The sequence below is a fragment of the Streptomyces roseifaciens genome (assembly GCF_001445655.1).
Taxonomy (GTDB): domain Bacteria; phylum Actinomycetota; class Actinomycetes; order Streptomycetales; family Streptomycetaceae; genus Streptomyces; species Streptomyces aureoversilis.
Genome location: NZ_LNBE01000004.1, coordinates 2,212,195 through 2,232,434 on the forward strand (window position 1 = coordinate 2,212,195; position 20,240 = coordinate 2,232,434).

Genomic DNA, 20,240 nt, shown 5'->3' on the forward strand with positions numbered 1-20,240 from the left:
CGGGTGACGCGCCGAGCCGGTACGGCTAGGCGGCGTTCAGGAACTCCGCCTCCGCGTAGGCCAGGGTGAGGCGGTCGCAGCCGTGGGCGAGGGCGGCGCGGGCCGACTCGCGCACGCGCTCGGCCGGCTCGTCCGCCGCCAGCGCCGCGTGCAGCGCGTCGAAGGACAGCTCGCGCACCGCGCCGGTCAGGGACGCGAAGACCTCCAGCTCGGCCCGTACCCCCGGGTCCGCGGCGCGCTCCCCGGCCCGTTCCAGGAGCAGGTCCAGCAGCTGCTCCCGGCGCAGCTGGCCGAACGGGAGGTAACTGCGGCGCAGTGCGGGGCTGTTCAGCAGGATGCGGGAGAAGGTGCGGGCCTGGGGGAGGGAGTCCTCGTCCAGGACCGCTTCGAAGGCGGCGACGCAGGCGCGGTGCACCCCGTCGACGACCTCTATGGCGGTCGCCGCGTCCGCCACGGCCTCGGCGATGCCCGCCTCGAACTCGTCCCGGCGGCCGAAGAAGATGTCCTCCTTCGACGCGTAGTGCGTGAAGACGGTGGCAGGCGCCACGTCCGCCGCGGCCGCGATCCGGGTGAGCGTCACGGCGTCGAAGCCCTCCTCCGCGAAGAGGCGGAAGGCGGCTTCGGCGATGGCGCGGCGGGTGCGCTCGCGCTTGCGGCCGCGCAGCCCGGTGGCGGCGCCGCCCTTGGCCGCGGCGCTGCCTCCGGCGGCGGCTCCGGTGGCTCCGGTGGCGCCTCCGGCGGTGGCGCCGTTCCCGGCCGTGGCGCCGCTCCTGGTCGTGGTGCTGCTGGTCATGTCCCCAGGGTAGCCGTCCGGCAAGTAGAAATAGAGGTGCTACATTTTTGGAGCACCTCTAGTTTCGCTTGCTGCTCCGTCACCCGCCGGAGGACGTGATTGCCATGCGCGCTGCCGACCCCCCGTCACCACGTCCCGCCATACGCAGGGCCGGTCCGGCCGCAGCCGGCCGGCCCCCACGCGCCACCACCGCGATCCTCGTCATCGCCTGCACGGCCCAGTTCATGGTCATCCTCGACGTGTCGATCGTGAACGTGGCCCTCCCGGCGATCCGCACCGAACTCCACCTGGGCACCGCAGGCCAGCAGTGGATCGTCAACGCCTACACCCTCGGCTTCGCCGGCCTGCTGCTCCTGGGCGGCCGCACGGCCGACCTCGTCGGCACCCGGCGCGCCTTCCTCGCCGGCGTCACCGCGTTCACCCTCGCCTCCCTGGTCGGCGGACTCGCCTCCGGCGGCCCCCTGCTCATCGCCGCCCGCGCCGTCCAGGGCGTCGGCGGCGCCGTCCTCGCGCCCGCCACCCTCACCCTGATCATGCGGACGTTCACCGAACCGGCCGCCCGCACGCGGGCCATGGGCGCCTGGAGCGCGGTCATGGCGGCGGGCGGCGCGGTCGGCGGCGTCATCGGCGGCGTGCTCACCGAGTACGCCGGGTGGCGGTGGGTGCTGTTCGTCAACGTCCCCATCGGCGCGGGCCTGCTGGCGGCAGCCGTCGCCTGCGTACCGGCCGCCGCCTCCGCGCCCGCCGGGCCGCGCCGCCTCGACCTGCCCGGCGCCGTGTCCGTCACCGCCGGCCTCACCGCCCTCGTGCACGGCACCATCGCCAGTGAGACGCACGGGTGGGGCGCGCCGCACGTGTGGGGGTCGTTCGCCGCCGGGGTGCTGCTGCTCGCGGCCTTCGTGGCGATCGAGGCCCGCGTCGCCCACCCGCTCGTACCGCTCGCGATCCTGCGCCGCCGCACGCTCGCCACCGCCAACCTCCTCGTCCTCGGCATGGGTGCGGCCGCGTTCGCCATGTGGTTCCTGCTCTCCCTGTACTTCCAGCAGGTGCTCGGGCAGAGCGCCCTCGGCGCGGGCCTGTCCTTCCTGCCCGGATCGCTCGCGATCGTCGTCGGCGCCCAGGTCTCCACCCGCCTCATCGCCCGCACCGGACCGCGCCCGCTGATCGTCACCGGCATGACGATCAGCACGGCGGGGCTGCTGTGGCTGTCGCGCATCGGTGACGGGGGTACGGGAGGCGGAGGCGCGGGAGGCGGCGCAGGCGCGTACGCGAGCGCGGTGCTCGTCCCCTTCTTCCTGGCCACCCTGGGCGCGGGCCTGTCGCTGATGCCCGTCACGGCCGCCGCCACCAGCGGCACGGCCCCCGCCGAGGCGGGCCTGGCCTCCGGGCTCGTCAACTCCTCCCGCCAGATCGGCGGCGCACTCGGCCTGGCCGCACTCGCCACGGTCGCCGCACACACGACGGCGGCACGCGCCTCCGGCAACGCGGCGGGCGACCTGGCCGCCGGCTACGGCAGGGCGCTGCTGATCGCCTCGGCGTTCACGGCATGCGCGGCGCTGGGAGCGCTGGCACTGCCGGGCCGGCCGCGCAAATCCTCGTGAACTCCCCTCCCTCGGCAATCGATCCCACCGGAAGGACCACCATGCCCAACGAACTGAACCACCTCATCGTCCACGTCAAGGACCGCCGGGAGACGGGGGCGTTCCTCTCCTGGCTGATGGACACCGCCGCCCCGCTCGAATGGGGCCGCTTCACCCAGATCACCAGCTCCAACGGCGTCGGCATCGACTTCATCGACGACATGGTGCCCACCGGCGACATCAACCGCAGCCACATCGCCTTCCTCGTCACGGACGAGGAGTTCGACGCGATACTCGGCCGCATCGCCGAGCGCGACGTCCCGTTCTGGGCCGACCCGATGCTGAAGCAGCCGGGCGAGATCAACCACGAGTACGGCGGCCGCGGCGTCTACCTCAAGGACCCGGGCGGCACCTGCGCGATCGAATTCATGACGACGCCGTACGGGGAGGAGCCGTCGCACCGCGCGCGGACGTGACCGAGCCGGGCCGGCCCGCACCGCACCCGGGCCGGCCCCGGTTCGCCCGGCTCACCCGGTTCACCCGGCTTTCCGCAGCCACGAGCCGCCCTGTACAAGGAGCTGGACGATCGGGGGCTTCTCCAGCCGACGCCGGGGGCTGTTCGGGCCGCGCGCCCGGCTCCGCGAGCTGGAACGGATCGTGGACGAGGGAGAAGCCGACCCCACGGACGCGGTCGCCGAGATCCGTACCATCCGCAAGGCGGCCGAGACGGAAGCCGGGCCGGCCCACGTCGACGGGACGACGACCTGGTGACTGGGGCTACCGCCCCACCAGCTCCCGTTCCAAAGGCGTCCGGAAGCGTGGAGTGACCCGTACCGCGCCCAGCCACGCCGACAGGCGGGCCGCCTCCGTGGTGATCGCGGACTCCGCCTCCCGGCCGGCGTCCGTCAGGAGGCGCCAGACGATCTCCCCGTTCGCCCGTTGTGCCCAGCCGCCGACGACGCGGCCGTTCCACCACACCGTCGGGCCGACGTTTCCGGCCCGGTCGAAGAGGGCGGGCACGTGGTCGGGGGAGAGGTACCAGTCGCGGCCGCGCCAGCCCATGGCGGTCGGGTCGAGGCCGGGGAGGAGCGCCGCCCAGGGCCCGGGGGCCTCGTCCGCGGCGGCGAGGTCGCCGGGCAGGACGTGCCCCGTGGCGCTGTCCGCGAGCCCGACGTCCTCGACGCCCACGTCCGCCAGCGCCTTGCGCGTGTCGCCGAGCGTCCAGCCCGTCCACCACTTCAGGTCGGCCTCCGTGGCCGGCCCGTACGCGGCGAGCCAGCGCCGCGCGACCTCGGCCTTGGCCTCCCGTACGCCGATGTCCGGGATCTGCGGCACGAGCGCCCACGGGTAGAGGCTGCTGGTCCACGAGCCGCGAGGGCGGGCGCGCCGCAGGTGCCCGTCCGAGGCGAGCACCCGCAGCACCCGGCTGCCGACGCTCTGCCGGGACTCGTACGGCTTGCCCGGCGACATCAGCAGCGTCTCGCGCAGCGCGGGCACGTCCTTGCCCAGTTCGGCGGTCGTGGCTTCGCCGCGCGCCGCCAGCGCGTCCAGCACCTCCCGTTCGGTGCGGACGAGCCGCTGCTCGTCCCACGGGGCGTGGCCTTCGGAGTTCTCCCGCAGGTGCTTGAGGAGCGTCGCCCGCTCCCGGAGGGCGATCGCGCGGGCGGTGGAGGAGCTGACGTACGGGGCGAGCTCCGTGGTGACGGCGAAGAGCGTGTGCCGCATGGACAGCAGCTTCACGAGGGTCACGTCCTCGTACAGCGCCCGATCCACCTCGGCGGGGGAGGGTTCGGCCAGCCGCGCGCACGCCGATAGGTAGACGGTGGCGGCATCGGTGGCGTGCAGCCCGACCAGGGCATCCGCCACCTCTTCGACGGAGCCGGCCCGCCGGCCGGGGTGGAGGAGGTGGCGCCGGGCGAGGCGGGCACGGCGCTGCTCGTCGGTGACACGGGCGCGGGCGCGGGGGGTGCTGCTCATGGGCGCGAGCGTAGAGGGGAATGAGGACGGATTCCGTCCTCTCGGCATAGCGGAAGCGGCATTCTCGGAGCCCCGGAAATAACGAAGAGAGCCGGATGCGTAGTGCATCCGGCTCTCTTACGGCGATGTGCGCTCGGCAGGATTCGAACCTGCAACCTCTTGATCCGTAGTCAAGTGCTCTATCCGTTAAGCTACGAGCGCTCGGCTTCCGGGCGACAGTGATCGCTCGTCGGCGTTGCGGGAACAATATTACCCGACGCGGAGGAGTGCTTTTCACCGCCGCGGATGCCGCCACGCTCGGTGACGATCTCGCTACGACGTCCGCCGTACCTCGCCTACGACAGCTCATGATGTTGCAGCGACGGCGAGTTGAGCGGTGGCGTAGAACGGCAACTCGGCGCCCGTGGGGCGTCACCGCAGAAAGCCTCTGCACGAACGGGTCGCAGCTGTGATCCGGGAGCTGTGGAGGTGGTGCACCGGGCAATGACCGGTGGAAGCCGCTGGACGATGGCCGCCAGTCCTCCGAGAAGCTGAGGACTGACGACCGGAAACCGTCTGCTTGCGGTTGGCCCTCGTCCACGGTAGCCGCCGTGGCGGGGGCCGCTTGCTATGCCCGAAGGGGGGCGCCCCCTTACGGTATCGGCCGAGCCCGCCGTGCGCGACCCTTTCGGTCGTCGTCGTGCGGCGCGCCGAGGGCGCCGCGCCTCAGGGCGCGGGTGAAGGAACGATACGGCTCAGCGGCGACGCGGAGGGTCGGCCCGTCGGGCCGTTTTGAGTCGCGTATGAGTATGGGGCTGCGTATGGGTGTGCCTCCCGGGAGGGCGATCTCTATACAGGTGTCCCCGGTGTTGGAGCTGTAGCTGCTCTTCTTGAACCTCACCGTGTCTCCTTGGCGACCCGCGCGATGAAGTCGCGTGAGGCGTCGGGCTCCAGCGCGTGGGATCGCAGCCGATCGAATGCGACGGCGTAGCGTGCGACCTGGTCATCTTCCTCAACATAGAGGGAAGTCGAGAGCGGCTCCACTGCTACGACGGGGTCGCCGAACTCGAAATGGAAGACCGTATAGGCGCCGTCGAGGCCGGTGTGGGCGCCCGCCTTGAACGGGATGACCTGCAGTTCGATATTCGTCTCCCGGGAGGCGTCTACCAGGCGCTCCAGCTGTCCTCGAAGAACCGCCGGGCCGCCCACCTCCCGCCTCAGGCATGCCTCGTCGAGTACGCATCGCAGTGCCAATGGACTCCTGGCCGCGGCCCCCGGGCCGGGGACCAGGATTTCCTGGCGCTTCATACGTAGTTCGGTGAATGCCCTGGCCTCACGCGCTGTCTTCCAAGTGATGTCGCCTCCGATGAGCGCATGGGCGTATTCCGGTGTCTGCAGGAGCCCGGGGATGAGGGCTGCTGCGTAGAGGTCGGTGCGGGCTGCCAGCTGCTCCAGCTCGATGAAGTCGGCCAAGCGCGGCCGGATCACATCCCTGTACTGCGCGAAGAGGCTCTGCTGTCGGCTTGTCGAGGCGATCTCTGCGATCTTCCGGGTTTCCGCGACCTGTACGGGGTCGTCGACCCCGTACGCGGCGAGGAAAGCGTCAAGGTCCGGCCGCTGCTTCCCGTTCTCGATCTTGCTGAGCGTTGGAGCCCCGTACAAGCCCAGCAGTTCTGCGGCATCCGTGAGGTTGAGGCCTGCCCTCATCCGCATCGTCTTGAGGATCGCCCCGAGCCGTCGACGCAGCAGGGTGGGCGTTGCGCCGGACATGTGATCACCGCCTCTCGGCGACGACTCTACCGATCTCAACTCCACGGATGTGCGCCATCGTTCACTCACTCGAATGAAGGTTGAAGCGCAAGCTTGCGCACCAATTTGGTGCGTCGCATCGTGTCATCAGTCGACATCGAGGGAGGCGTGAGGCAATGACCTACAGGATCGGCGCGTTCGTGGTGGACACGCGGGAGGGACGGGTCGCGCAGGTGATCGGGGGCGTGGGAAGCCGCGTCACCCTGCGCCGTCCCGGCGGTGGGCTCGAATGGGAGGCGCCGTTCGCTTCCCTGCGGCTTGCCACCCGGGAGGACCGGGAGGCTGCCGGGCTCTGGCCGGCCGGGTCGCGGCCCATGTACGGGTGTGGGGAGTGCGCGCAACTGGCGGCCGCCTACAAGGAAGCCGCCGCCGGGGACGATCCCCTCACGACAGGGGACGCCCTGGTACTGCAGCGCCGTCACTGGCGGACCGTGCACATGGGGGGTGCGTGAGCATGCGGAGAACGTGCACTCACCGCGGCGGCTGGTCGGCCCGGACCCGGGGCGAGGCCCGCTGCCGCGACTGCGGAACCGTCCGCTTCACCGAGTACGCGGCCCTCAGGCCGCCGGGCCTTCCGCATCCCGTGGCTCGGGTGCGGGTTGGTGGGGGCGGCGGCCTTCCGCGCGCGGAAATCCACCGGCCTGGGGCGTAGGGCGGCGGATAAGTGGGCCGGGACGGCAGGCCGAGTGCCTCAGCAGACCCAGTAGGGGACCCCGGTCACAGAAGTCACCACTCACGGACAGTCGGCCGCAGAGCGCGTGCCACCATCGCCCCGGCCCCCCGTCACAGCTGGCCGGAACCGGTCCGTTCCGGTAGCCGTGGGCCGGGGAGGTGTGGGGCAAGATGGGCTTATGGGGACCTTCGCTGCGCACGATGGTCTGATCGCCGGCCGGTACCGCCTGTCCGGGCGGATAGGGCGCGGCGGCATGGGCACCGTATGGCGTGCCACCGATGAGTTGCTGGCACGCCAAGTTGCCGTCAAAGAGCTGCACATGGACGACGCGGGCTCGGGCACCTGCCCTTCCGGGCTCACCGACTGCGACCGCACTCTGCGGGAGGCCCGCGCTTCCGCGCTCATCAGCCACCCGAACGTGGTCGCCCTGCACGACATCGTCGTCCAGGACGGCCGTCCGTGGATCGTGATGGAGCTCGTGGACGGGCGGGCGCTGTCCGAAGTGCTGGCGGCGGAAGGGCCGGTGGGCCCGCGGGAGACGGCGCGGATCGCGATCGCCCTGCTGTCCGCCCTGCGCGCGGCGCACGCCTGCGGCGTCCTGCACCGCGACATCAAGCCACCGAACGTCCTCCTGGAGTCGGCGACGGGCCGCGTCGTCCTGACGGACTTCGGGGTCGCCCAGGTCCGCGGCGCCACGACGATCACCGAGACGGGCGCGTTCGTCGGCTCGCCCGAGTACACCGCGCCGGAGCGGATGTCGGGCGGCCCGGCCGGCCCCGCGTCGGACCTGTGGTCCCTGGGGGTGCTGATGTGCGCGGCCCTCAGCGGTGTGACGCCCTTCCGGCGCGACTCGCTGGGCGGGATCCTGCACGCCGTCGTCCACGACGAGATACGCCCGCCCGCCGCCGCGGCGCCCCTGCTGCCCGTCGTCCGGGGGCTGCTGGAGCGCGACCCGGCGCGGCGGATGGGCACCGACGAAGCGGAGCGGTTGCTGCACGAGTACCTGGCCTCCGGGTGGGTCGACGGCGGCCGGGTCAGGCCCTCGTACGTGCCGCGCAGCCGCACCGTCCTCATGTCCGCCGTCGCCGTCGTCACCCTGGCGGGCACGGGAGCCGGCCTCGCCGTGCTGCTGACCGAGGGCGGCGCGGAGGGCGCCGGTGGCCGTCCCACGCAGGTGTCCAGCGGGACGCTGAGCCGTTCGCCCGGCCCGCCCGTCACGCGCGAACCGCCGGTGAGCGCGCCCGTGCGGCCCCCGGAGGGGTATCACGCCGTGCAGGACCCGGCGGGCTTCGCGCTGGCCGTGCCCGACGGCTTCACCCGCTCCTTCGAACCGCCGCGCGTCTTCTACTACTCGCGCGACCGGCAGTTCCGCCTCGGCATCCTCATCCAGGACCCGCAGGGCGGCGGGCCCGCGGGCACCCTGCGCGCCGCCGCGGCCGCGGCCCCCGACCGCTACCCGGGCTACCGCTCCGCCACCGTCCGCGAGACCACGCACAAGGGATACCCGGCGGCCTCCTGGGAGTTCACGTGGGACGGGCCCGAGGCGGAGGCGGGTGGGGCGGTACGTACGTACGACACCTGCTGGGAGGAGGGAGGGAAGATGTACGAGGTGTGGGTGGCGGGGCCCGCGGGGAAGGCGGCACAGGCGCGGCAGCATGCCCGGGCCGTACTCGACACGTTCGTACGGATCCGGCCCGTATCCAGCCCCTAAAGCCGTATGGGGAGCGGTTTGCGCCTTCGAAGGTGCGCCTGCCCGGCCCCCCTTGGTAATGATGGGGCCATGACGAACGACGGGGGACGGCCGACCGGGCCGACCGGGGCGAGCGAGCCCACCAGCTACGACCTTCAGCCACCCAGAGCGCCGGTCGCGGCGACCAGCGGTATTCCCGAGGCCACCGGGAGCGTTTACACGCCCGGTGCCCCGAACCCGTACGCCGCACCCGCGCCGCCGCCGCACGTCCCACACCCCGCGGCCCATGCCCCTGCTGCCACCGCCGCCCCTGCGGCTACCGCTGCCGTCCCTGTTCCCGGGTCTGTCACCGCTGCCACCGGCTCGGCTCCCGACCCCGGCGCGGGCCGCCGCATCGGCAACCGCTACCGGCTGATCTCCCGCCTCGGCCACGGCGGCATGGGCACCGTCTGGAAGGCGCACGACGAGGTCGTCGACCGCGAGGTCGCCGTGAAGGAGCCGCGCGTTCCGGACCACCTGCCCGCGTCCATGCGGGAGAACGTCCACCAGCGCATGCAGCGCGAGGCCCGCGCCGCGGCCCGCGTCACCCACCCCTCGGTCGTCGCCGTCCACGACGTCGTCGTCGAGGACGGCCGGCCCTGGATCGTCATGGAGCTCGTCCGCGGGCACTCGCTCGGCGACCGGCTGGCGGACGGCACCCTGGACCCGCGCGAGGCCGCCCGCATCGGCCTCGCCGTCCTGGACGCGCTCGGCGCCGCCCACGAGGCCGGCGTGCTGCACCGCGACGTCAAGCCCGACAACGTCCTGCTCGGCCGCGACGACCGCGTCGTCCTCACCGACTTCGGCATCGCCCAGATCGAGGGCGAGCAGGGGCTCACGGAGACGGGCGCCTTCGTCGGCTCGCCCGAGTACGTGGCGCCCGAGCGCGTCCTGGGGCAGCGGCCGGGCCCCGAGTCCGACCTGTGGTCGCTGGGCGTCGTGCTGTACAGCGCGGTGGAGGGCGTCTCGCCCTTCCGGCGCTCCAACACCCAGGCCACCATGCAGGCCATCCTGTCCGCGGAGCCGCAGACGCCGTCGCGCGGCGCGGGCGTGCTGGGCGGGCTCGTCATGGCCCTGCTCCACAAGAATCCGGCGGCCCGTCCCGGCACGGCCGAGGTCAGGCGGGCGCTGGAGACGGTCGCCCGCCCGGCGACGGCCGGGGAGCCCGCCTTCGGCGCGGCCGGCCGCCCGCAGGCCACCGGCAGCAAGTGGGTCCCGCCCGTGCTGCAGGGCAACCGCAAGGCGCAGTGGGGGCTCGGCGTCGGCGTTGTGGCCGTCGCCACGGCCGCGACGCTGCTGATCGTCAACCCCTTCGCCGTCGGCCCGGCCATTCCGCTGCACTGGAAGGTGCGGGACGAGCCGGAGATCGTACGGGCGTCGCTGGCGGTGCCCGAGGACTACGAGAAGTCCGTCGACAGCAACGACAACTGGGTCTACTTCCAGGACCCCAGCGGCGTGTTCGGCATCTCGCTGGACAAGGACACCGCGGAGCAGCGGGCCAAGAACACGGGGAGCAACGAACCGAAGGACATCGGCTCGGCGGAGGTCGAGGCCAAGCGGCTCACCGACCTGCGCACGACGAATCCGAGCACCAAGCTGAACGACGCCAAGACCGACACCGTCAAGGCGTCCCCGTACCCCGGCATGCAGACGGCCGAGATCGTCACCGTGTACCGCAAGTCCGGGAGCAACGAGGGCGACCCCAAGGCGCTGAAGCGGGAGCTGGTCATCGTCAACGAGGCCAAGACCGTGACGTGGGTGCTGGAAGTGCGCATGCCCGAGAAGGGCGAAGGGCGCAAGACCGGCGACAAGCTCTTCGAGAACGTCGTCAAGTACCTGAAGATCCAGGACAAGTGATCCAGGACAAGTGATGCAGGGCAAGTGATCCAGGACAAGTCATAATCCCGGATCAATGACGTGATCGGGTTACCGCCGGGTATTCAAGCGGCGGTGGTCCGTCATACGCTCCCCGTATGACGGACTCGCGGCACAGCGCACCGGAAGTGGCAGCAGTGACGACGGCGGAGGCGGCCCCCGTGCCGGGGCCACCCGCCGGAGGCAACCCCGTCGCCCCGCCCGGCGCCCGCACCGCCGACGACGTCGTCACCCCCGGTGTCGTCGCCCGTCTCACCCGCGGCGTCATCGGCTCCGGCAGCACCGTCAGCCACACGCCCCTCACCGGGCGGAAGCTCGCCGACCTGCCGGAGTCCACCCCGGAGGACGTGGCCACGGCGTTCGCCCGCGCCCGTGAGGCGCAGCTGCACTGGGCCGGCGTCCCCGTGGGCGAGCGCGCCGCCGTCCTGCTGCGCTTCCACGACCTGCTCCTCGACCGGCAGTCCGAGGTCCTCGACCTCATCCAGGTGGAGACCGGCAAGGCCCGTCTCCACGCCCACGAGGAAGTGCAGGCCGTCGCCGTCGCCGCCCGCCACTACGGGCGCAAGGGGCCCGCCTATCTGCGGCCCAAGGCGCACACGGGCGTGGTGCCCCTCCTCACCAAGGTCACCGAGCTGCGCCACCCGCGCGGCGTCGTCGGCCAGATCGCCCCCTGGAACTACCCGTTCGAGCTGTCCGTGGGCGACGCGCTGCCCGCCTTCGTCGCCGGCAACGCGGTCGTGATGAAGCCCGACACCCAGACCGCCCTCACCGCCCTGTGGGCGCGCGAGCTGCTGATCGAGGCCGGGCTGCCCGAGGAGGTCTGGCAGGTCGTCCTCGGCGAGGGCCCGGTCGTCGGCCCGGCCGTCGTCGAACGCGCCGACTACGTCTCCTTCACCGGCTCCACCCGCACCGGCCGCGAGGTCGCCCAGGGCGCCGCGGCCCGCCTGATCGGCTCCTCGCTCGAACTCGGCGGCAAGAACGCCATGCTGGTCCTGCACGACGCCGACGTCGAGAAGGCCGCGGCCGGCGCCGTGCGCGGCTGCTTCTCCTCCGCGGGACAGCTGTGCATCTCCATCGAGCGGCTCTACGTGCACGCGTCCGTCGCCGACGCCTTCCTGGAGCGCTTCACCGCCCGCACGAAGGCCCTGCGGCTCGGCACCGGCCTCGCCTACGGCGCCGACATGGGCTCCCTCGTCTCGCAGCGGCAGCTGGACGCCGTGACCCGGCACGTCGAGGACGCCGTCTCCCGGGGGGCCACGGTCCTCGCGGGCGGGCGGCCCCGCCCCGACGTCGGCCCGCTCTTCCACGAGCCGACCGTCCTGGAGGGCGTCGAGCCGTCCATGGCCGTGTGCGCGGAGGAGACGTTCGGCCCGGTGGTGTCCGTGCACCGCTTCCAGGACGAGGACGAAGCCGTCGCCCTGGCCAACGCCACCCCGTACGGGCTCAACGCCAGCGTCTGGACCGCGGACGGGCGGCGGGGCCGGGCCCTCGCGGCGCGGCTGCGCACCGGCACGGTCAACGTCAACGAGGCCTACGCGGCCGCGTACGGCAGCGCACAGGCCCCCATGGGCGGCATGGGGGACTCCGGGCTGGGCCGCCGGCACGGCTCCGAGGGCATCCTCAAGTACACCGAGGCCCAGACCGTCGCCCACCAGCGCGTCATGCCGCTGGCCCCCGCCTTCGGGCTGGACGACGAGAAGTACGCGGAGTTCATGACGCGGAGCCTGCGGGTGATGAAGACGCTGCGCCTGCGCTGAACCGGTCACCCCGGTCACCCCGGTCACCCCGGCAGCGCGTTGCCGCCGAGTGCACCGAGTACGTCCAGCACCACGAGTACGTCCAGCACACCGAGTACGTCCAGCACCACGAGTTCGTTCAGCACCACGAGTTCGCCCGGTACGGAGGCCATGGTGACAGCGATCGACTACGACTACGACGTGATCGTCGTCGGCTCGGGCTTCGGCGGCGCGGTGTCCGCCCTGCGCCTGAGCGAGAAGGGCTATCGCGTGGGCGTGCTGGAGGCGGGCCGCCGCTTCACGCGCGAGACGCTGCCCAGGAACTCCTGGGACCTGCGCAACTACCTGTGGGCGCCCGCCCTCGGCCTCTACGGCATCCAGCGCATCCACCTGCTCGGCAACGTCATGGTCCTCGCGGGCGCCGGGGTCGGCGGCGGCTCGCTCAACTACGCCAACACCCTCTACGTGCCGCCGAAGGCCTTCTTCCAGGACCGGCAGTGGGCCGGCATCACCGACTGGGAGGAGGAGCTGCAGCCGTACTACGACCAGGCGCGCCGCATGCTCGGCGTCCGCCTCAACCCGACGATGACGCCCTCCGACGTCCACCTGAAGGCGGCGGCCGAGCGCCTGGGCGTGGGGGAGACCTTCCGCATGGCCCCGGTCGGGGTGTTCTTCGGCGACGGCGCGGACGCCGACGGCACGCACCGCGCCCGGCCCGGCGAGGAGACCGCCGACCCCTACTTCGGGGGCGCCGGGCCCGCCCGCCGGGCCTGCACCGAGTGCGGCGAGTGCATGACCGGCTGCCGGCACGGCGCGAAGAACACCCTCAACGAGAACTACCTCCACCTCGCCGAGCGCGCCGGCGCCGTCGTCCACCCCATGACCACGGTCGTCGCCGTGACGGAGCACCGGGAGGGCGGGCACCGCGTCGTGACCGTCCCGACCGACAAGCGGCGGGGGAGCGTCCGCCCGCGGGTGCTGCGCGCGGAACGGGTGGTGATCGCCGCCGGCACGTACGGCACCCAGACCCTGCTGCACACCATGAAGGACAAGGGCCTGCTGCCCCGCATCCCCGACGGGCTGGGCCGCCTGACGCGTACGAACTCCGAGGCCCTGGTCGGCGCGCAGACCGACGCCCGCCGCTACGGGAAGGCGCACGGCGGGGCCCGGCCCGACTTCACACAGGGCGTCGCCATCACCTCGTCCGCCCACCTCGACGAGCACACCCACATCGAGCCCGTGCGCTATGGCAAGGGCTCGAACGCGATGGGCGCGCTGTCCGTCCTCCAGGTGCCGGTGGCCACCCGGGCGCCCCGGGCCGTCGCGTTCGCGGCGCGCTGCGTACGGCACCCGCTGCAGCTGCTGATGTCGCTCTCCAACCGGCGCTGGTCCGAGCGGACGATCATCGGGCTGGTCATGCAGTCGCTCGACAACTCCCTGACCACGCACCGCAGGAGCAGGGGCCCGGGCAAGGGCCTGCTGACCGCCCGGCAGGGGCACGGGGCGCCCAACCCCAAGCAGATCCCCGCCGCGACGATGGCCGCGAGCATCGTCGCCGAGGAGATCAACGGCTTCCCCGGCAGCAACGTGGGCGAGCTGATGGGCACCCCGCTCACCGCGCACTTCCTGGGCGGCTGCCCCATCGGCGCCGACGCCTCGCAGGGCGTCATCGACCCGTACCACCGGTTGTACGGGCACCCCGGCATCACGGTCGTGGACGGCGCGGCCGTCTCCGCCAACCTCGGCGTGAACCCGGCGCTCAGCATCACCGCCCAGGCGGAACGGGCCATGTCCCTCTGGCCCAACAAGGGCGAGCCGGACCCGCGGCCGGAGCAGGGACAGGCGTACGGGCGGATCGAGGCGGTCGCACCGGTCAGGCCCGCCGTACCGGAAGGGGCCTACGGGGAGCTCAAGTTGGAGGCGGTCCGGAGGGGCGGCGGCGAGGCCGGTCCGGGCGACCCCTTCGAGCCGGGGCGCCCGGTGCTGCGGCTGCTCCCGCTGCTCCCGCCGGACGGGCAGGGGCGGGGGTGCGCGTCCGGTCGATGACGGGCGGGAGCGTCCGGTCGCTGTCGCTGTCGCGGGCTGCGCTGCGGCGGTAGGCGGCGGGTGGCAGGCGGCCGGGGCTACCGGGAGCCGCGTCCGCGCCGTGCGACGGCCACCGCCCCGCCTCCCACCACGATCGCCGCACCGGCGACCCCCAGGAGCAGAGGGGTCGAGGACGACGAGCCGGTCGTGGCCAGCTCGCCCGTCGCCGGCAGGTCCGACAGGCCGCCCTTGGGGGCCGGCTTGGCCACCACGGTCGTCACGGCCTTCCCGGGCCTGGTGGTCGTGCCCTTGGAGTCCTCGCCTGTGGTGGGCTTGCTGCCCGCGGCCAGGACGTCGAAGTAGTAGTACGCGCCGGCCGAGTAGCCGCAGGTGCGGTTCCGGTCGGAGAAGAAGCCCGTCTGGAACGCCCCGCCGAAGCCGGCCGGCGCCTTGGCGTCGACCTTCAGGCGCAGCGACGCCTCCGCGAACGCGCGCGGCTTGAGGTTGCGCGTCTCGGCGAAGTAGCCGTAGTCGTCGGGCATGGGCTCCCACCGGCGGGAACCGGAGTTGTACCACTGCACGGTGACGTACTTCGTGGTCTCGTTCTCCAGGTTCTTCCGGTCCCAGGACCACAGCTCCATGGAGGCGGACAGGGACGCGATGACCCTGCCGGACGTGTTGGCCGCCCGGTAGGTGAAGGCGTGCCAGCCGGAACCGGCGACGATCTCCCGCGGCAGGCCGCGGAGTTCGGTCGTCACCCACTTCTCCTCGGTGTGGGTGCGGCAGGCGTCCTCGGCCGGGGAGGCCGGGGCGGAGCTCTTCGATGCGCCGGGCGCGGGCGAGGAGGCGGAGGCGCTGGGGGAGGCACTGGGGGAGCGGCCCGCGGAAGCGGATGCGGACGCGGATGCAGATGCGGACGTGGACGCGGAGGCTGATGCCGAAGCCGATGCGGAAGAGGACGCCGAGGCTGATGCGGATGCCGAGGAAGCCGTCGTCGCCGGCCCGTCCCCCGTCGCGAAGGCGTGGGGAGCCGCGAGGACCGTGGCCGGGCCGATGACGGCCGTGGCGGCGGCGGTTGCCAGCGCGCGGCGAAGCTTCATGGAAATACCCCATCCGGATGCGGAGTGAAAAGGCCGTCGCGGTGGGGGGAGTCGCGGTGTGGCCGTGCTGGTTGGCACGTACATGAGCATCGTAGGGGGAGCTGTCACGGCCCGGTCGCCGAGGGTGGGCGGGTGACCGACATCACAGGCGGTTGTCGGCCGCCCGGCGTCGCGGAAAACGGCGAAGGGCCCCGGGCCGCCACCGCGGGGGCGTGCGGGCGGCCTCGGGGCCCTTGACTGCCGGCACCGAGGTCAGGGCGAGGTCGGTGCCGCGGAGCGGCGCCGGGGGGAGCGCCGCGGGTCATGGGGTGTGGTGTGGGCGTACGGGTGGTGCGGGGCGTACGACCTCACTGGTTCGACCAATGGCGGTTCGGGACCAGGAGGTTGGTGCTCTCTTGGCATCGTGCGGGATGGGCCGGACCCGGCGCAACCGTTTCGACCGGATACGGTCGGTTCCAGGCGTCCCCGGAACCGACCGTCTTTTCGGTGGCAACCGGGCTGCTGTCCCCTGCTGACCGGTCACCGGCACCGGAGTGAGGTCCCACGACGCGCGCACTCGCACGTCTCACACTCCGGTGGATCCGCCCTGTCGGTGCCGGGCGCCCAGGTGAACAGGGGCGGAAGCCACGCGTGGATTTCAGGTGGGCCGCTCCTGGATGGCGCGGGCATCCGGCTCAACGAGGCGGGTCGCCGTGCGGTCACGCGCCGTCCGGGTGATGTGACGGCCCGGCGGTCCGAACCCGCATGCGGCACCTGTACAGATCCCCAGGGGGACGGGATGGGCAGGGGCCGGATGGGGGTCGGACGGGGTCCGGGCAAGGGCCGGAGGGGGTCCGGGCAAGGGCCGGAGAGGGTCAGACGCGGCCCCGGCACAGTTCCAGCAGCGTCATGGCGAGCGCGGTGCCCGGCTTCCCGAGCTGGTCGCTGTAGTGGCCGATGATCTCCATCTCGCGGGAGAGGTTCACCCGGCGACCGCCGGAGGCGATGCGTTCGTGCTGGATCACGGCCGAGACCGCCATCCGTTCCTGGATGAGGCCGATGATCCTGCCGTCGAGATCGTCGATCCGCTGCCGGGCGCCGGTGATCACGCCGGCGGCCTCGTCGGTACGGGCGCCGGTCTCGGCCGCGGGACGGGCCGCGGCGGCGGTGGGACGGGTTGCGGTGGGGGTGGGGCGGGTCGCGGTGGCGGTGGCGGTGGGGGTGGCGGTGGCGGTGGGGGTGCTCATGTCTGATCCTCCAAAAAGGGGCGGCGGCCCCCCGGAGCGACAGGACCCGGGAAAAACGACAGGCGCCCCGGGCCTTGTCGGCCCGGGGCGCCTGTGGAAGTCGCTTGTCAGTTGCTCAAGCAGCACGACCATGGCAGCCGGACGGGCCGGTTGCCATAGGTAAAGACGAAGGTCTGGTGCTTGCGCATGGGGGACAGTATGGCCCGCGGGCGCCGCCGGGGCCAGCGCCGGTCCGGTCGGGTTTCGGATGGTGAGACAAAAGCAAGCACCGGCGCCCCGGTAGAATCGACAAATACAGACCCCCTCCTCCACCGCCGGAAGGCCGCTCCCGTGTCAGCAGCACCCCCCGCCGCCCACGACAACACCGCGGAGCCGGTGCTCGTTGTCGACTTCGGCGCGCAGTACGCCCAGCTCATCGCCCGCCGAGTCCGTGAGGCGCGGGTCTACAGCGAGATCGTGCCCAGCACGATGCCCGTGGCAGAGATGCTCGCCAAGAAGCCGAAGGCGATCATCCTCTCCGGCGGCCCCTCGTCCGTGTACGAGGAAGGCGCCCCCCGCCTCGACGACGCCCTCGGCCTCTTCGAAGCCGGCGTCCCCGTCTTCGGCATGTGCTACGGCTTCCAGCTGATGGCCACCACGCTCGGCGGCACCGTCGACAACACCGGCGCGCGCGAGTACGGCCGCACCCCCCTGCACGTCTCCAAGACCGGCTCGACCCTCTTCGAGGGCACCCCGGCGGAGCAGTCGGTGTGGATGTCGCACGGCGACGCCTGCTCGGCCGCGCCCGAGGGCTTCACCGTCACCGCCTCCACGGACGTCGTGCCGGTCGCCGCCTTCGAGAATGACGAGAAGAAGCTCTACGGCGTCCAGTACCACCCCGAGGTCATGCACTCCACGCACGGCCAGCTGGTCCTGGAGCACTTCCTCTACCGCGGCGCGGGCATCGAGCCGACCTGGACCACGGGCAACGTGATCGAGGAGCAGGTCGCCGCCATCCGCGAGCAGGTCGGCAGCAAGCGCGCCATCTGCGGCCTGTCCGGCGGCGTGGACTCCGCGGTCGCCGCGGCCCTCGTCCAGAAGGCCATCGGCTCTCAGCTGACCTGCGTGTACGTCGACCACGGCCTGATGCGCAAGGGCGAGACCGAGCAGGTCGAGAAGGACTTCGTCGCCGCGACGGGCGTCCAGCTCAAGGTCGTCGACGCGCAGGAGCGCTTCCTGGACGCCCTGGCCGGCGTCTCCGAGCCGGAGGCCAAGCGCAAGATCATCGGCCGTGAGTTCATCCGCGTCTTCGAGCAGGCCCAGGCCGAGATCGTGGCCGAGGCCGGCGCCGGCGGCGAGGACGTCGCCTTCCTGGTCCAGGGCACCCTCTACCCCGACGTGGTCGAGTCCGGCGGCGGCACCGGCACCGCCAACATCAAGTCCCACCACAACGTGGGCGGCCTCCCCGAGGACCTGGAGTTCGAGCTCGTCGAGCCGCTCCGCCAGCTCTTCAAGGACGAGGTCCGCATGGTCGGCCAGGAGCTCGGCCTGCCGGACGAGATCGTCCAGCGCCAGCCCTTCCCGGGCCCCGGCCTCGGCATCCGCATCGTCGGCGAGGTCACCAAGGAGCGCCTCGACCTGCTGCGCGAGGCCGACGCCATCGCCCGCGAGGAGCTCACCGCCGCCGGCCTGGACCGCGAGATCTGGCAGTGCCCGGTCGTGCTCCTGGCCGACGTCCGCTCGGTCGGCGTCCAGGGCGACGGCCGCACGTACGGCCACCCGATCGTCCTGCGCCCCGTCTCGTCCGAGGACGCCATGACGGCCGACTGGACCCGCATGCCGTACGAGGTGCTGGCCCGCATCTCGACCCGCATCACGAACGAGGTCGCCGATGTGAACCGCGTGGTGCTGGACGTGACCAGCAAGCCGCCGGGCACCATCGAGTGGGAGTGATCCTCCCCCTCCCCTGATCGAACGCCGGTGCCGTCGTCCATTCGTTTGGGCGGCGGCATCGGCGTTTGCCGTGGGTACGCTGGCTGTACGGCCGAGAATCCCGTCCATGGGAGGAACCATGACCGCTGAGCCCGCGCACCACTGGCCGGTGCCGCCGCAGGACGGTTACACCGTGGACGACCTGCTGACGCTGCCCGACCTCCCGCCGCACACGGAGTTGATCGACGGGAGCCTGGTTTTCGTGAGTCCGCAGCGCTATTTCCACAGCCTCGTCATTGATCTGCTGGTGAATGACCTGCGCCGCACGGCGCCGCCCGAGGTGAGGGTCGTGCGCGAGATGACCGTAGTGATCGACAGCCGAAACGGCCCGGAGCCGGACGTCTCGATCGTGCGCGCTGCGTCGGTGGGCAGTTGGGAGCAGACCTACTTCCCGGCCGAAGCCGTACTGCTCGCCGTCGAGGTGGTCTCCCCGGACTCCGAGGCCCGCGACCAGATGACCAAGCCGTTCAAGTATGCCCGCGCCGGTATCCCGTACTTCTGGCGAGTCGACATGGCGACCACCGATCACCAGCCGGTCGTCCACGTCTTCAAGCTCGACAACGAGACGCGCGCCTACACGTCGACCGGGACGTACCAGGGCAACCTCAAACTCACCGTTCCTTTCGACATCGACATCGACCTCACCCAGATTCGCCTCTGAGGCGACGGCGGGACGGCGGAGCCCTGGTGTGGCCAGGCTCCGCCAAATTAGTGGCGCGATGACGAGACGAGACGTATCGTTCTTTCTTGAGGCCGCACTCGCCCTCGAACCCCCAGGAAGGGACTCCCATGCCCCGGACCGAAGCCCGAACCCTCACCGTTGAGGTCACCTCCGGCGTCCACCTCTGGACCGACGCGCGCGGCGCGGCCGACGCTCAGCCCCTGCTGCTCATCATGGGCGCGCAAGCCTCCGGCACGGGCTGGCCCGAGGAGTTCGCCGACGCCCTCGCCGCCCGCCACCGGGTGATCCGTTACGACCACCGCGACGCCGGCCGCTCCACCTGGTCCTACGACGAGCAGCCCTACCGCATCACCGACCTCGCGGACGACGCCCTCGCCGTCCTGGACGCCCACGGCGTCGAGCGCGCCCACATCGTCGGCCTGTCGCTCGGCGGCATGCTGGCGCAGCTGCTGCTCGCCGACCACCCGGACCGCATCCTCAGCGCCACCCTCATGGGCACGTGCGCGCTGAGCGAGAGGCCGCTCGTCGAGGCCGACGGTACGGAAACCGCCGTCGCCGACCTGCCCGGTATCGACCCGCGCGTCCTGGAGATGTGGGCGCAGCCCGTGGAGGACCGCGGCCTGGAGGCCGAGCTGGACCGGCGCGTGGAGCACTGGCGGATCCTCAGTGGCGAGGAACTGCCCTTCCACGCCGACGAGATGCGGGAGCGCGAGCGGCAGATCATCGAGCACTCGGGGCGTTACGACGTCTCCACCGCCCACGGCCGCGCCGACCACTCCGGCATGCTCCGTACGGAGGAGCTGGCGCGCAACACCGTCCCCACGCTGGTGACCGACGCCTCCGCCGAGCCCGTCTTCCCGTCGCCCCACCCCCGCCACATCGCCCAAGTGATCGGCAACGCCCGGACGGTGGCCATGCCGGGCATGGGGCACGCGCTGCCGCGCGAGTGCCTGCAGCCGCTGGCCGAGGCGATCCTGGAGCACGCCGCGGCCGCGTCGGCGGCGCCCGCCGCGTCGTAGGCCTGTTCCCGGCGGGTACCCGGCGGTAGCTTCCGTTTCGTAGTCACGGAACGACCGGAGGAGCGC

General features: G+C 72.3%; 19 protein-coding genes and 1 tRNA gene. 12 read left to right on the top strand and 8 right to left on the bottom strand.

The window, feature by feature from the left end; translation table 11 throughout:
• Positions 1–25: 25 nt before the first annotated feature.
• Entirely contained in the window at positions 26–793 is a 768-nt protein-coding gene (locus AS857_RS27195) for a TetR/AcrR family transcriptional regulator (RefSeq protein WP_058045847.1), read from the bottom strand.
• A gap of 104 nt (positions 794–897) precedes the next feature.
• Between AS857_RS27195 and AS857_RS27200 the strand changes: the two genes are divergently transcribed.
• Positions 898–2,394 (top strand): MFS transporter, encoded by a 1,497-nt coding sequence (locus tag AS857_RS27200; protein WP_107105666.1) that lies wholly within the window; start codon positions 898–900, stop codon positions 2,392–2,394.
• Positions 2,395–2,435: 41 nt separating this feature from the next.
• On the top strand, positions 2,436–2,849 hold the full coding sequence (locus AS857_RS27205; RefSeq protein ID WP_058045848.1) for a VOC family protein: 414 nt from the start codon (positions 2,436–2,438) through the stop codon (positions 2,847–2,849).
• 301 nt (positions 2,850–3,150) lie between these two features.
• On the opposite strand, the gene AS857_RS27210 is transcribed toward AS857_RS27205, so the two are convergent.
• The 4 genes from AS857_RS27210 to AS857_RS27220 all read right to left on the bottom strand — a co-directional run bounded on the left by AS857_RS27210 (position 3,151) and on the right by AS857_RS27220 (position 6,099).
• Positions 3,151–4,350 carry a winged helix DNA-binding domain-containing protein gene (locus AS857_RS27210; RefSeq protein ID WP_058045849.1) on the bottom strand — a complete coding sequence of 400 codons (1,200 nt, stop codon included), beginning with the start codon at positions 4,348–4,350 and terminating at the stop codon, positions 3,151–3,153.
• 128 nt (positions 4,351–4,478) lie between these two features.
• A tRNA-Arg gene (locus tag AS857_RS27215) sits at positions 4,479–4,551 on the bottom strand.
• Positions 4,552–4,981: 430 nt separating this feature from the next.
• Entirely contained in the window at positions 4,982–5,230 is a 249-nt protein-coding gene (locus AS857_RS38115) for a DUF397 domain-containing protein (RefSeq protein WP_079110661.1), read from the bottom strand.
• The gene (locus AS857_RS27220) at positions 5,227–6,099 is read right to left on the bottom strand and encodes a helix-turn-helix domain-containing protein (RefSeq protein WP_058045850.1); all 873 of its coding nucleotides are present in this window, start codon (positions 6,097–6,099) and stop codon (positions 5,227–5,229) included. Before AS857_RS27220 ends, AS857_RS38115 begins: the two co-directional genes overlap by 4 nt.
• A 155-nt stretch (positions 6,100–6,254) precedes the next feature.
• Here AS857_RS27220 and AS857_RS27225 point away from each other — a divergent pair, with 155 nt between their 5' ends.
• The 5 genes from AS857_RS27225 (at position 6,255) to AS857_RS27240 (ending at position 12,172) form a co-directional block, all read left to right on the top strand.
• Entirely contained in the window at positions 6,255–6,590 is a 336-nt protein-coding gene (locus tag AS857_RS27225) for a hypothetical protein (protein ID WP_058045851.1), read from the top strand.
• Between the two features lie 2 nt (positions 6,591–6,592).
• Complete coding sequence (locus AS857_RS42465) at positions 6,593–6,790, top strand: DUF6255 family natural product biosynthesis protein (protein WP_420823994.1); 198 nt, start codon at positions 6,593–6,595, stop codon at positions 6,788–6,790.
• 199 nt (positions 6,791–6,989) lie between these two features.
• The gene (locus AS857_RS27230; protein WP_058045852.1) at positions 6,990–8,522 is read left to right on the top strand and encodes a serine/threonine-protein kinase; all 1,533 of its coding nucleotides are present in this window, start codon (positions 6,990–6,992) and stop codon (positions 8,520–8,522) included.
• Between the two features lie 69 nt (positions 8,523–8,591).
• A complete protein-coding gene (locus AS857_RS27235; RefSeq protein ID WP_079110662.1) occupies positions 8,592–10,397 on the top strand; it encodes a serine/threonine-protein kinase in 1,806 nt (601 codons plus the stop codon).
• A 116-nt stretch (positions 10,398–10,513) separates the two neighbouring features.
• Entirely contained in the window at positions 10,514–12,172 is a 1,659-nt protein-coding gene (locus tag AS857_RS27240) for a succinic semialdehyde dehydrogenase (RefSeq protein WP_058045853.1), read from the top strand.
• 23 nt (positions 12,173–12,195) lie between these two features.
• Here the strand turns inward: AS857_RS27240 and AS857_RS41985 are convergent, their stop codons facing one another.
• Positions 12,196–12,324 carry a hypothetical protein gene (locus tag AS857_RS41985; protein WP_275477382.1) on the bottom strand — a complete coding sequence of 43 codons (129 nt, stop codon included), beginning with the start codon at positions 12,322–12,324 and terminating at the stop codon, positions 12,196–12,198.
• On the opposite strand from AS857_RS41985, the gene AS857_RS27245 reads away from it, so the two are divergent.
• A complete protein-coding gene (locus tag AS857_RS27245; RefSeq protein WP_079110663.1) occupies positions 12,323–14,197 on the top strand; it encodes a GMC family oxidoreductase in 1,875 nt (624 codons plus the stop codon). The genes AS857_RS41985 and AS857_RS27245 overlap by 2 nt on opposite strands.
• A gap of 77 nt (positions 14,198–14,274) precedes the next feature.
• Here the strand turns inward: AS857_RS27245 and AS857_RS27250 are convergent, their stop codons facing one another.
• Positions 14,275–14,934, bottom strand: a complete 660-nt coding sequence (locus AS857_RS27250; RefSeq protein WP_058045854.1) for an LAETG motif-containing sortase-dependent surface protein — start codon at positions 14,932–14,934, stop codon at positions 14,275–14,277.
• Positions 14,935–14,953: 19 nt separating this feature from the next.
• On the opposite strand from AS857_RS27250, the gene AS857_RS27255 reads away from it, so the two are divergent.
• Positions 14,954–15,304, top strand: coding sequence for a hypothetical protein (locus AS857_RS27255; protein WP_144440900.1), 351 nt, complete (start codon positions 14,954–14,956; stop codon positions 15,302–15,304).
• Between the two features lie 826 nt (positions 15,305–16,130).
• Here the strand turns inward: AS857_RS27255 and AS857_RS27260 are convergent.
• Positions 16,131–16,502 carry a chorismate mutase gene (locus AS857_RS27260; protein WP_058045855.1) on the bottom strand — a complete coding sequence of 124 codons (372 nt, stop codon included), beginning with the start codon at positions 16,500–16,502 and terminating at the stop codon, positions 16,131–16,133.
• Positions 16,503–16,832: 330 nt separating this feature from the next.
• Between AS857_RS27260 and guaA the strand changes: the two genes are divergently transcribed.
• The 3 genes from guaA (at position 16,833) to AS857_RS27275 (ending at position 20,174) form a co-directional block, all read left to right on the top strand.
• Positions 16,833–18,434 carry a glutamine-hydrolyzing GMP synthase gene (gene guaA, locus AS857_RS27265; protein ID WP_058045856.1) on the top strand — a complete coding sequence of 534 codons (1,602 nt, stop codon included), beginning with the start codon at positions 16,833–16,835 and terminating at the stop codon, positions 18,432–18,434.
• A 118-nt stretch (positions 18,435–18,552) separates the two neighbouring features.
• On the top strand, positions 18,553–19,134 hold the full coding sequence (locus AS857_RS27270; RefSeq protein WP_058045857.1) for a Uma2 family endonuclease: 582 nt from the start codon (positions 18,553–18,555) through the stop codon (positions 19,132–19,134).
• Between the two features lie 128 nt (positions 19,135–19,262).
• On the top strand, positions 19,263–20,174 hold the full coding sequence (locus tag AS857_RS27275) for an alpha/beta fold hydrolase (RefSeq protein ID WP_058045858.1): 912 nt from the start codon (positions 19,263–19,265) through the stop codon (positions 20,172–20,174).
• The last annotated feature ends 66 nt before the right edge of the window (positions 20,175–20,240 follow it).